Below are 12,934 nucleotides of genomic sequence, written 5' to 3' on the forward strand. Positions count from 1 at the left end.
ATAGCTGATAGTAATATCACTAAAAATGGTATTACGGAAAGATCTTTGAAAAGCTAGGGAAGGGAAAGAAAGACTACTTAAAGGTGAGTTGCTTTGTTAGAGAAGTGATTAACTGGAGAGTAGAAGAAAATAAGGTGAAGAGAAAAGTTCTTAACGGTTGTTGAATAGACGATTGTTTTAAGAAGAGAACATAATATGGTCAAGCGAAGAATAGGTTTATGGTGGATGTCTTGGAGCCAACCGGCGAAGAAGGCCGTGATAAGCTGCGAAAAGCTTCGGGGAGGAGCACATATCCTTTGATCCGGAGATTGCCGAATGGGGTAACCCGATAGGAGAGATTCTATCATTACGCTCTTGAATAAAATAGAGAGGTAAAGCGATACTGAGTGAACTGAACCATCTAAGTAACTCAAGGAAAAGACATCAAAAGAGATTCCGAAAGTAGTGGCGAGCGAAATTGGAAGAGCCCAAACCCGTTAAACGGGGGTTGTAGGGCTGCACGGGCTTACGTACAGCAAGTGATAAAGTGAATGTATAGTAGAAAGGTTTTGGGAAAGCCTGACAGAGAGGGTGAAATCCCCGTATACGAAATGCATTCATCTTGCCGGTGCAGTACCTGAGTACGGCGGGACACGAGAAATCCTGTCGGAATCCGGGTCGACCACGATCCAAGGCTAAATACGAGTTGGCTACCGATAGCGGACAAGTACCGTGAGGGAAAGATGAAAAGAACCCCGGTGAGGGGAGTGAAATAGAACCTGAAACCATAAACCAACAAGATGTTACAGCCCTTTATGGGTGGTAGCGTGCCTTTTGTAGAATGAGCCTGCGAGTTACGGTATGCAGCGAGGTTAAGGAATAGAAGTTCCGGAGCCGGAGGGAAACCGAGTCTGAATAGGGCGAAGTAAAGTTGCATGTCGTAGACCCGAAGCCAGAGTGATCTAGTCATGAGCAGGTTGAAGCAGCGGTAAAACGCTGTGGAGGACCGAACTACAATCTGTTAAAAAAGGTTTGGATGACTTGTGACTAGGAGTGAAAGGCTAAACAAACCTGGAAATAGCTGGTTCTCCCCGAAATGCCTTTAGGGACAGCCTTATACAAAATTACCGGAGGTAAAGCACTGGATGGACTAGGGGGCTTCACCGCCTACCAAACCCAATCAAACTCTGAATGCCGGTAATCAACGTATAGGAGTGAGACTGCGTGCGACAAGGTTCGTAGTCAAAAGGGAAACAGCCCAGACCGTCAGCTAAGGTCCCGAAATACTGCTTGAGTGTGAAATGAAGTGTGGATACAAAGACAGCCAGGAGGTTGGCTTAGAAGCAGCCATTCCTTAAAAGAGTGCGTAATAGCTCACTGGTCGAGTATACATGCGCAGATAATGTAACGGGGCTAAGCAGTATACCGAAGCTACGGGTCTTACACGATTTAAGTGTAAGGCGGTAGGGGAGCATTCCATGGACTGATGAAGGTGTACCTGAGAGGGGCACTGGAGGGGATGGAAGAGAGAATGCAGGTATAAGTACACGAAAAGAAAGGTGAGATTCCTTTCCGCCGAAAACCTAAGGTTTCCTGGGTAAAGGTCATCTGCCCAGGGTTAGTCGGCCCCTAAGGCGAGGGCGAAAGCCGTAGTCGATGGGAAATCGGTTCATATTCCGATACCTTTTATAATTTCGATGGCAGGACGCATGAGGCGACCCCCGGCCGGAGAACGGTTGTTCCGGTCGAAGCTTTCAAGCCGTTATAAAGGATAGTAGGTAAATCCGCTATCCAAGGTGAGAGGCGACAGCGAGTGGATCGATGAGAGAAGCGAAGCGGGGTAAGTCATGGTGCCGGGAAATACTGTCTAAGGCTAGGTTATAAAAGACCGTACCGTAAACCGACACAGGTAGGTAGGATGAGAAATCTAAGGCGCTCGAGAGAACTCGCGTTAAGGAACTCGGCAAAATGCACACGTAACTTAGGGAAAAGTGTGGCCTCTGTTTAGTAATGAGTGGAGGTAGCATAAAGCAGGCCCAGGCGACTGTTTATCAAAAACACAGCCATCTGCGAATCAGTAATGAGACGTATAGGTGGTGACACCTGCCCGGTGCCGGAAGGTTAAGAGGAGCGGTTAGCAGTAATGCGAAGCTGTCAATTGAAGCCCCGGTAAACGGCGGCCGTAACTATAACGGTCCTAAGGTAGCGAAATTCCTTGTCGGGTAAGTTCCGACCCGCACGAATGGTGTAACGTATCTGGGCACTGTCTCAACGCGAGGCTCGGTGAAATTTATATACCGGTAAAGAAGCCGGTTACCCATAGTTAGACGGAAAGACCCGTGAACCTTCACCGTAACTTACTATTGGGACTTGGTTTATCATGTGTAGAATAGGTGGGAAACTATGAAGCTTGCTCGTTAGGGTGAGTGGAGTTGCCAAGTGAAATACCACCCTTGATGAATTAGGTTTCTAACCTGTTCCGTGAAGCCGGAATAGGAACAGTGGTAGGCAGGCGGTTTGACTGGGGCGGTCGCCTCCTAAAATGTAACGGAGGTGCGCGAAGGTCTCCTCACGTCGGTTGGAAATCGACGCAGTGAGTGTAAAGGCACAAGGAGGCTTAACTGCAAGAGTGACAGCTCAAGCAGATACGAAAGTAGGTCTTAGTGATCTGGCGGTAGCGAGTGGAAGCGCCGTCACTTAACGGATAAAAGGTACTCCGGGGATAACAGGCTGATTTTCCCCAAGAGTTCACATCGACGGGAAAGTTTGGCACCTCGATGTCGGCTCATCGCATCCTGGGGCTGAAGTAGGTCCCAAGGGTTTGGCTGTTCGCCAATTAAAGCGGTACGTGAGCTGGGTTCAGAACGTCGCGAGACAGTTCGGTCCCTATCTGCTATGGGCGTTGGATATGTGAGAGGAGCTGCTTTTAGTACGAGAGGACCGAAGTGGACGAACCTCTGGTGTACCAGTTATCCTGCCAAGGGTAAGTGCTGGGTAGCTATCGTTCGGAAGGGATAACCGCTGAAGGCATCTAAGCGGGAAGCCCGCCTCAAGATTACATATCCCTCGGGGTTTAACCCCGCTAAAGACTCCTTGCACACTACAAGGTTGATAGGTTGCAGGTCTAAGCACAGTAATGTGTTATAGCCGAGCAATACTAATAAGTCGTGAGGCTTGACCATATTATCTTCTCTTCTTTATTCTTTATCTCCTTACTCTTTCTTTCCTGTCCCTTTATTTAATAAATTTCGTTTCTTTTTTGTTGCGTCTTTTATTGCCCGGTTGCCATAGTGGAGAGGTCATACCCGTTCCCATCCCGAACACGGAAGTCAAGCTCTCATTACGCCGATGATACTGCTCATCCAGAGTGGGAAAGTAGGTAGCTGCCGGGCTTTTTTTATTTAACCGGTATCGTCGCTTAAAAAGCGTCGGAAGTAGACTATTGTTTTGCCCTAAGGGGTGTTTTAAAGCTATTCGCCTTTTAAAGGTGTAATCTGGAGGCAAAACACTTTATGTGTTTCACACAGTATCTGGAAGGCTTTTTGTTTAACAAAAAAATTGGAACTAACCTATAGTTTTTTTTATCTGTTTTGTATATAATTTTCCTTATGAATCCTCAAGTTTCTACATTTGATAAGTTGGTTGATTCCCTTTCGACAGAAGAAGCACAGGCAATGCTTGCACATATTGCTGAAAATATGAAGATGTCTGAAGATATACAAACGGACTCTAAAAAGGAGCCATTGTTAAGCGATACTCAAATAAAAAAAAGTATTCGAATAAATGACGAACCTTTTTTTATTCGTTTATGGCTACGCATTAAATCCTTTTTTAAGTCATTACCCATTGAAACGGTGTATGAAGAAGAATTGATTCGGCGTCTTGGAAAAGATTTGCAGCATGAATACAAGCAATATATCAATATAAAAGGAAATGTCTTTACAAAGGACTTCTATGAATTGTTACGTGAATTACGAAAAACCCAACTTTTTTTTACCTCTCTTTTATCTGCTTATGATACTGACAAAGGAAATTTTTACTTATTGGTAAGTTCTTTCGTTGCACCGGATGTGTATTTAAAATTAATGTATAACACTGATCCTTTTAACTGTGTTCCAACTTCTCAGGCAAATTCAAACCTTCGATCCGAGCTTTTAAAAAAAATTGATGAATCGTTTTCTCTGATGACGACAGATTATAAGGCTGGAATGTATCAAGCGGCTAATGCAATTGAATGGATGCGGTATTTTTGTGAATTGCCGATCGATAAAGCTGTTTTACGTTTTACCGTAAATCCGGCTGTTGAACCTTCCTGTTCCGTTTATTTGCTTTCTGCAGAAATTGGTATGCTTGCATCGGTTCTCAGTACAACAAAACCAATTCCTGATGTTGTACTCCAAGCTTTATTTTTGTTATCAAAACAAGATAAGTTGAATGATAAAACGGTTAATATGGATGAAGAATCGGTTGAGTTTATTTCGCAAGCTTCTCATGCTTTGGAAGCAATTAAAGAATTTTCCGTGAAAATTCCGATTTTAGAATTAGCCCGTTATACGTTAAAATCGATACACTGGGAACCGCAACGCCTTGAAGGAGGGGAAGATTGGTTTCAACTCTTTAAAGTAACATGGAAAAAACGATTTACTGAACGGTGGCAACTATGGGCTTCAGAACAAAAACGCGCTCAATTAAGCCGTCAGATGCTGGATTTGTTGAAAACTGATCAGCTTGAACCTTTAATGTATCGCCCCTGGGAAGATTCATGGCTTGTGCTTCGTTTTAAGCGTGAATTTTCATTTAGATTTCTTTCTGCTTTTTTTTCAAGATTATATCCGCCTTTTGTGCAACCGATATTAAAAACGTTGTTAATGGAAGGAAATTTTTATCGTCGTGAGAATCTTGCAGAATATACCAATGCCTTTACTGCATTGGAAAAACAGCAAAGTTGTATTAGTACTTTTGAAACACGGTTATCTCCTGAGGGGGAAATCGGTGCAGCATTTATCCAATTAAAAGAAAAAACTGTAGCAAGTTTGAAGAGTAAGAATAGCCTTGAAGCGTTAATGAAAAATATTGAAACCGAAGCTAAACAAATTATTACTTCTTCTCAGAATGCATTCAAAATATTGATTGCTTTGCTCAACGGTTTTATCGATGGTAATAAGAGCAGTGTATATGCACCGCTATTAAATTGGCTGATTATTCAAGGAAATGACAATGCAGACTTTAGAAAGCGTGTAGAAGGTGTAAAGAATTTATTACAGGAAGTAACAAGCATCCTGACGGAAGCTGATAAGATTGAAGCAGATTGGTAATACAGAATAGAAAAACCGTTTGCTTGACAAAAAAATATAGCAACATATACTCTATAAGGAGGAAAATATATGGCAGAATTTTTAAGTGACCGCAACTTTGAACTCTTTAAAAATTTAATATATAACGAAAGCGGTATCACTTTTTCTGTAACAAACCGATCCATTTTAGAAAGTCGTTTGAAAGATCGCTTACGAGAGAATAAAATGGACGATATTGATGCCTACTATAAAATTCTGACTTCAAATAAAGAAGAGCTGAAAATTATGTTGGATTCGGTTACCACCAATCTGACCCGTTTCTTCAGAAATCAACCTCATTTCGATGCTTTAACTCATTATGTTATTCCTGAAATTGTCAAGATAAAACAAGCTGCAGGACAAAAGCAGATTCATATTTGGAGTGCAGGGTGTTCCACTGGAGAAGAGCCGTATACGATTGCTATGATTATGAAGCGGCATTTACCTTCTGGGTTCACCGCTGATATTCTTGCTTCAGATCTGTCGTTTAAGTCGTTGGTTGTTGGGAAACAAGGATTTTATCCGGAAAGCCGTGTAGTTGGGATTCCTGATGATTATCTTGCTCAGTATTTAACTAAACAGGGAAATGGTTATCAAATAAATCCTGAGATTATGCAAATGGTTAAGTTTGATTATCATAATTTAAAACATGATGCTAATAGGAATAATATTGATATTCTTTTTTGCCGTAATGTGATTATCTATTTTGACGAACCGGCACAACAGGCGGTTATTAATCGTTTCTGGGATGCGATGGCTCCTCATTCATTTCTTTTTATTGGACATTCAGAATCTTTATTCGGTATGGATACGAAATTTGAGTTTCTTAAAACCGAATGGGCTTGCTTGTACCAAAAAAATGTTAAGTAGAGTCCTTTATCGCTACAACTATGTATTGAAAAGGGCATATGAATTTTTAGTATATCTGCTGAAAATGCGGGAGGTTGTTTTAATATGGATGATATAAAAGTTTTAATAGTAGATGACTCGGCCTTGATGCGGAGTTTGATTGGAAAGATAATTGATGGGGCACCCGGATTAACTGTCGCTGATAAAGCTATGAACGGGAGATTTGCCCTACAAAAATTGGAACGTGTTCAGCCTGATATTATTGTGCTTGATCTCGAAATGCCGGAAATGAATGGAATAGAGTTTTTGCGTGAGCGAAAAAGACTTAAGATTGATATTCCGGTCATCATTCTGTCCAGTATTGCAAAAGAGGGAGCCCGTATCACAATGGATTGTCTGGAACTTGGTGCCAGCGATTTTGTTACTAAGCCTTCCGGATCCGAATCGGCAAACTTAGCTACAGTTGCCAGTCAGCTTGTGGAATTTTTACAAGCGTATGGTCGGCAATATCAATTGAAAAAGCAATCTGTTGCCGGTATCAAGACTGCTTCAACTGCTCCTGCACCGCATTATATTCATACACCTCAGCTGCAAACAGCGCCTCAAACTCATACGGTTGCAAGTGGTATCTCAGCCTTTGCAGCACCTCCGGAAAAAGCTGAAAAACCGATGCAAGTTCGTCAACCGGGAAAACTTGAAATTATTGCAATCGGGATTTCTACCGGTGGACCGAATGCCTTGCGTGAAGTGTTTGCAGAATTAGATCCGAATCTTCCACAGCCGATTGTTGTTGTTCAGCATATGCCTCCGGGATTTACCTATGAATTTGCGAATAGTCTCAATAAGATATGTCCATTGGAGGTGAAAGAAGCTCAAGAAGGAGATCTTGTAAAACCGGGACGTATTCTTATTGCACAGGGGGGAAAACACCTTTTAGTTGAAAAGAAACCTCTTGGAGTTATTGCCCATATTTCCGATGCGCCTCCTCAAAGCGGGCATCGTCCGAGTGCGGATGTGTTATTTGCTTCTGTAGCAGAACAGTTCCAAAACCGTGCACTTGGAATTATCATGACAGGTATGGGCAAGGACGGTGCTGCAAGTCTTACACGGTTGTATCAGGAAGGGTCCCGTACTATTGGGCAAGATGAAGCGTCTGCTATTGTATACGGTATGCCCCGTGTTGCGTATGAAATGGGCGGTGTTATGGAACAGGTTTCTTTAAGCAATATGGCTTCCGTTATCAATCGTTATGGAAGGGAGTTTGCCTAATAATGATACATAGATGAAGCGTTCTAAATAGTATTTTTAGAACGCTCAAGAGTGTTAAGCAATGAGCGATGCTTTGCCGAAAGGTAAACTCGCTCGTTAATACGTCCGCCGCGACGAATGGTAGTTAGGGACGAAGCGATAGTTTAGCTGTTCAACGTGTACCTTCTATTTTTATGAAAAAGTTCTGACAGATGCTGTGTGCATGGTCTGAGATCGTATTTTTATCTTGAGTGACAAGCGTTATTACTGTGCTGCCGCTTTTAGGCGGTCGAGGCTTTCCGTACTAAGCTTGTCCCCGGCATTAATCCCTGCCCGTCCAAAGTAACCTTGCGCTACTTCAAGGGCATAGCGCACCGAATAAGTGCTGGCGGTAATGTCCAAGCTAAACGGCTGCATATCATAGATTTCTCGGATACGGCCTGTTGAATCGATAAAGGCAATGGAAAGCGGGTGCGGAGTATCCTTCATCCAAAACCGTAATTTTTCATCTCGTTTAAAAACAAAAATCATACCGGTCCCGTCCGGTATCTCATTTCGCTGCATAAAACCACGCTGCTGCTCTTGGGCGGTTACTGCGGTTTCGACCTCAATGGGAATAGCGGTTTTTGTGTTTTTCGATTCGATAAAGATAGTTATAGGGGGGGCTTTTGGGCTGTCTGTGCCGGTGCAAGATACAGCAGCCGCGGCGAAGATAAGAAAGCATAAGAGTACTGCCCGATGTCTGAAACTCTTCCGTATGGAATCAAAATACATGATAATATTTCCTGTGCTTAAAATCCGTCGATAAAGTTTTGGCGGTTTGTTTCGGCTGTGGCTTTCTCGGTAGTGCTTTGAGAAAGCAATTCGTTGAATACCGTAAGATCGATATATTTTACGATAAGCGGCCGCTCGATAACAACACGGGTATGTTCATCTTCCCACACAGCCCGCTGTGGGTTGATTGAGACCGGTTCACCGTATTTTTCACAAAATTTGGAATAAACCGAATAGTAATCGACCGTATCGGTATTTAGTTTAAAGATCATTGTATAGAGATTATCTTTATAAAACTGAAACCATGACCTACTGATAAAGTAAGAACCTGCCGATTCGATAAGACTTCTGTTCTCCGTCGGCAGTAATGAAACATCCCGTTCGCCGCGGTACCCGAACACCGCATCTTGTTTAAGCGCCTCTTTTACCGCATCGATGTTCATGCCGAGTCCGATGCTGCGGTATTCGGCCGGTAATGCGGTTTTTTCTTGTTTTTCGCTTTTTCTTGTCGGCGGCTTTACCTGATTTCCGGCAGACGTTTGAGTTGTGTGGACGGATTGTGCCGCCGCCGGCGGTGGAGAAGATTCTGCTGCTGTTAAAGGTACTACAGCGGTAGCAAAAAACAAAACAACCGTACATAAAAGATATTTCATCTTATACCCTCATGGTGTTTTTGCCTATTAGCGGACAGGTTTTCCGCGGTAGGTCGGTTCATTGGCACGGGATTGCTTGCGGGCTTGTTCAATTTCCTGCATCTTTTTAAAGTACGCAGTCTGCTTCGACAGCTCAAGTGTATCGGTGATAATGATGCTGTCATCGGTGCTTCGCACAATTGGTGTCATTAAAAACTCGGCAATCGCTTGTGCGACCTGTTCTTTAGGAATACTGCACATTTTTGCAAGCTCCGCAGGACCGAACAAAAAGGTGTGCTGCTTGCCTGATCCAGGTTGTATCCGCAGCTTTTCAAGTTGAATGCTCAGCATATCGTACATCTTTTCAAGCGGAACAGGAATGAGCGTATTTGCAAGCTGCTTGTACATCGCCCAAATACGATCCGCAAGGGTAGTAGTTAAGCGGGCAATCAGTTGGGGTTGAGTTGCAACCATTTGGTTGAAGTTTTGCCGATTTACCGCTAAAAGTTGACACTCTTCTGCAGCGGTAATGGCTGTCGCTGACCGCGGTTTATTCTCAAGCAGTGCCATTTCGCCGAACATATCACCTTCTCTGAGGACTGCAAGCAATACTTCGCTATTATCTACAATCTTGGAAATTTTTACTCGGCCTTTTTGGATGATATATAATTCGGTTCCCGATTGGCATTCGCAGAAGACCATTGATTCGCGGTTATACACCCGAACCATCTGCTTAGTGTCCGGTTCGAGCATCTCAATCGGTGCTTTGACACCGGTGGATTTTATCGCCATAAAGCGCTTGCGTGCTGTTTCGGCATATTGTCCGTTCGGTTTTTCTTTCAAGTAATGGTAATAGGCGTATAGTGCAAGCTCAAATTTCGACATGCGAAGGTAATATTCGCCGATGGTAAAAAGATGGGAAATATCGGTATCGATATTTCGCTTCAAGGTAATTCTGGTAAGGGCTTCATCCAAATAGCGCATCTTCCTACTAAACGAATAGATAATTTTCATTGCGATAGGGGTATTTTTTTCGATCAATTCGGGAAACTGCGTATAGTGAACGGCAATAAGCACTACATCGGTAACTGCAATAGCCGTTTCAATCTGACTATGATGTGCCATACAGGCAACAACCCCTAAAAAGTCGCCCGGTCCGAGGAGATTTCCCTCTTCTTCCGCTACAACCTCTTTTTGCTTTGCAATTTGTACTTGACCGCTTTGGATAATATAAAAACGGTCGGTATCGGATTTCCCTTCAATGAGGATATAAGACCCACGTTTAAAATTTACAAAAGATAGTTGAAGCACTTTATTACCCTCTTGTTTTTTTGCTTGTCATTAGGCCTGTCCGATAACTTCGTTGTCGAACAGGTTTATTATAATACCAGGCTGTTGCAATATACGTAAGCCCCTTTATCCGGCAAAAATGATCTCCGGTTCAAGTTCAAAACCGGTTTTATCTTTCACCTGTCTTTGAACTGCCTCAATGAGTTCCACAACATCCCGTGCAGTTGCGGAACCGGTATTCACAATAAAATTCCCATGCCACGGCGCCACCTGGGCGTCGCCTATTCGCAGACCGCGTAAGCCGGCCTCATCTATCAGCTGACCGGATGGTTTTCCGAATGCATGATTATTTTTAAACACGCTCCCTGCCGAAGGGAGTTTAAAGTGTCCCTTCGACGTTCTGTCCGTAATGCGGCTCTCCATTATGTTACGGATGAGTATCGCATCTCCTTGTTCAACTCCAAACGTTGCGGAAACAATTACCGGTCGGTTACCATCGAGCGATGCATATCGTTTATTTGATGGTTGAAACGGCGATTGTTTATAGCCCCAATCTTCTTTACGGCAATTATATTCCTGCAATGTGCAGCCTTTTTCAGAAAAATACAACGCCGATACGGAAAATAATACATCGGAAATCGATTTTTCGTAACAACGGGCGTTCATAAAGACTGCCCCTCCCACCGTTCCGGGAAGCCCGGCAAAATCTTCCAACCCGGTAAGGCCGTGCTCCGCGCAGAATTCCGTTAGATCTTGCACGAGCGCTCCGGCTTCCGCTTGAACAAACAGGTGGCCTGCAGATTCCTCCAGCAGGATTTTATTTAATCTACAGGTATGGATAACGGCTCCCCGTATTCCTTCATCCGGAATTAACAGGTTGCTGCCACCGCCTAATAGTATTGCCGGTATGCGTTCCGCATGAATAAACATCAGTGCCGCTACCAATTCATCCTGAGATGAAGGCCTAATATATATATCGGCATTTCCACCGATTTTGAAACTCGTAAATGAACTCAATTTTACGTTTTTTTGTATTATATCACAGAATTTAACAGGGAAACTGTTTTTTTTCTCTTTTTCTCCTAGATTAAACATACTAAAACACTATATACTATCAGCGGTATTTATAAAAGACTTGTCTTTTGAAAATATACGGCGCATCTGCGTTGTCGCGCAACGTATCAGAACCGCCATGGACGGCGGTGGGTGCAAGCAGTAGCAAGTTTTTCGTTAGAAAAACTTGTCGTTAAAAAACGTACACGGATGTACGTTTTTTAACAGGCTATTTTCAAAAGGCTTACGGAAAATGTATTTTCAGAAATGGCAAGAAAAATACCAATTGGTTATCATACAGGAGATTTTTTTATGAGTTTACGCATATATAACACATTGGGGCATAAAATAGAGGACTTTGTGCCGGTTGATCCGAAAAAGGTGGGCTTCTACGGTTGCGGTCCGACTGTATATAACTATGCGCATATCGGTAACTTGCGGGCGTATGTATTCCAAGATACGCTGTCGCGCCTGCTGCGTTTTTTAGGGTATCCGGTAACCCATGTGATGAATATAACCGATATCGGTCATCTTTCGGGCGATGCCGATGACGGTGAAGATAAGATGGTTAAGACAGCGAAGGAGCGCGGACAGAGTGTGTTGGAGATTGCCGATTTCTACACTCAAGCGTTCTTTAAGGATACTGAACGGCTCAACATTCGCCGTCCCGATGTCGTATGCAAGGCCACCGAACATGTATCCGATATGATAGAGCTGATCAAACGGATTGAAGCGAATGGACACACGTATTCGGCAGGCGGGAATCTCTACTATGATATTATGACCTTTCCAAAATATGGAGAACTTGCGTCGATTAATCTCGAAGACCTCAAGGCAGGCGCTCGCATTGAAGTTGATGAAAATAAGCGGAATCCACATGATTTTGTGCTCTGGTTTACCAAGAGCAAGTTTGAAAATCAAGCTCTAGTGTGGGATTCTCCGTGGGGTAGGGGATATCCGGGCTGGCATATCGAGTGTTCCGCCATGAGTATGAAGTATCTAGGCGAGCAGTTTGATATTCACACGGGCGGTATCGACCACATCCGTATTCACCATACAAACGAGATAGCCCAGTCGGAAGGGGCAACCGGCAAAAAATGGGTAAAATATTGGCTCCATAACGAATTTTTGGTGATGAACAAGGGGAAAATGTCCAAGTCTACCGGCGATTTTATCACCTTAGATAAGGTGATTGAGGCGGGGTATGCGCCGCTCGATTACCGTTTCCTGTTGCTGGGAGGACATTACCGCAGTCAGCTTACCTTTTCGTGGGAAGCGATAGAAACGGCAAAGAATGCGCGTAAAAACCTTGAACAAAGGATTTCCAATCTGCTGACTGAAGCAAAAACGTTTCCCGATTTCCCCTGTGGCGGTCTAACAGCCGAACAATCGATTGCGCTGCTCCATACCGAAAAAGCACGCGGTTGTTTTACGGACTTTGTGCATGCGCTTGAAGAAGATATTTCGACACCGCGTGCACTTTCCGTGCTGCAGCTGGCCGTTAAAGATAAGGAGCTCGATGCAAGTGAAGCTGTTACGTTAATTCGTATTTTCGATACGGTACTTGCCTTACATTTAATAGAAGAAGCAGAAGCGCTTCATACCGGCACCGAATCAGTCGATAATGCAGAAGAAATCGAACGCTTGGTTGCTGAACGGACGGAAGCGAAAAAGAATAAAGACTTTAAACGGGCGGATGAAATCCGTAACGTGCTGAAAGATCGTGGAATTGCTTTAGAAGATACGGCAAACGGAACGCTGTGGCGTAAGATGTAA

The 12,934-nt window shown here is 43.6% G+C and carries 8 protein-coding genes and 2 rRNA genes; 6 read left to right on the forward strand and 4 right to left on the reverse strand.

The window, feature by feature from the left end; translation table 11 throughout:
* The first annotated feature begins 197 nt into the window (after positions 1-197).
* From E4N66_RS05115 to E4N66_RS05135, 5 genes are all read left to right on the forward strand, one after another.
* Positions 198-3,161, forward strand: a 23S ribosomal RNA gene (locus E4N66_RS05115).
* Between the two features lie 95 nt (positions 3,162-3,256).
* Positions 3,257-3,371 (forward strand): 5S ribosomal RNA (gene rrf / locus E4N66_RS05120).
* A 216-nt stretch (positions 3,372-3,587) separates the two neighbouring features.
* Positions 3,588-5,294 (forward strand): DUF5312 domain-containing protein, encoded by a 1,707-nt coding sequence (locus E4N66_RS05125; RefSeq protein ID WP_253729213.1) that lies wholly within the window; start codon positions 3,588-3,590, stop codon positions 5,292-5,294.
* A gap of 69 nt (positions 5,295-5,363) precedes the next feature.
* Positions 5,364-6,182: a CheR family methyltransferase gene (locus E4N66_RS05130; RefSeq protein WP_253729214.1), complete on the forward strand. Its 819-nt coding sequence runs from the start codon at positions 5,364-5,366 to the stop codon at positions 6,180-6,182.
* Between the two features lie 84 nt (positions 6,183-6,266).
* Complete coding sequence (locus E4N66_RS05135; RefSeq protein WP_253729215.1) at positions 6,267-7,430, forward strand: protein-glutamate methylesterase/protein-glutamine glutaminase; 1,164 nt, start codon at positions 6,267-6,269, stop codon at positions 7,428-7,430.
* A 243-nt stretch (positions 7,431-7,673) separates the two neighbouring features.
* Here the strand turns inward: E4N66_RS05135 and E4N66_RS05140 are convergent, their stop codons facing one another.
* From E4N66_RS05140 to murB, 4 genes are all read right to left on the reverse strand, one after another.
* Positions 7,674-8,183 carry a DUF192 domain-containing protein gene (locus tag E4N66_RS05140; protein WP_253729216.1) on the reverse strand — a complete coding sequence of 170 codons (510 nt, stop codon included), beginning with the start codon at positions 8,181-8,183 and terminating at the stop codon, positions 7,674-7,676.
* A gap of 17 nt (positions 8,184-8,200) precedes the next feature.
* Positions 8,201-8,836 (reverse strand): hypothetical protein, encoded by a 636-nt coding sequence (locus E4N66_RS05145; protein WP_253729217.1) that lies wholly within the window; start codon positions 8,834-8,836, stop codon positions 8,201-8,203.
* Between the two features lie 27 nt (positions 8,837-8,863).
* The gene (locus E4N66_RS05150; protein WP_253729218.1) at positions 8,864-10,126 is read right to left on the reverse strand and encodes a cyclic nucleotide-binding domain-containing protein; all 1,263 of its coding nucleotides are present in this window, start codon (positions 10,124-10,126) and stop codon (positions 8,864-8,866) included.
* A 105-nt stretch (positions 10,127-10,231) separates the two neighbouring features.
* Positions 10,232-11,200, reverse strand: coding sequence for a UDP-N-acetylmuramate dehydrogenase (gene murB / locus E4N66_RS05155; protein WP_253729219.1), 969 nt, complete (start codon positions 11,198-11,200; stop codon positions 10,232-10,234).
* 270 nt (positions 11,201-11,470) lie between these two features.
* On the opposite strand from murB, the gene E4N66_RS05160 reads away from it, so the two are divergent.
* Positions 11,471-12,934 carry a cysteine--tRNA ligase gene (locus E4N66_RS05160; RefSeq protein WP_253729220.1) on the forward strand — a complete coding sequence of 488 codons (1,464 nt, stop codon included), beginning with the start codon at positions 11,471-11,473 and terminating at the stop codon, positions 12,932-12,934.

This window comes from Treponema sp. OMZ 857 (genome assembly GCF_024181085.1).
GTDB lineage: Bacteria > Spirochaetota > Spirochaetia > Treponematales > Treponemataceae > Treponema.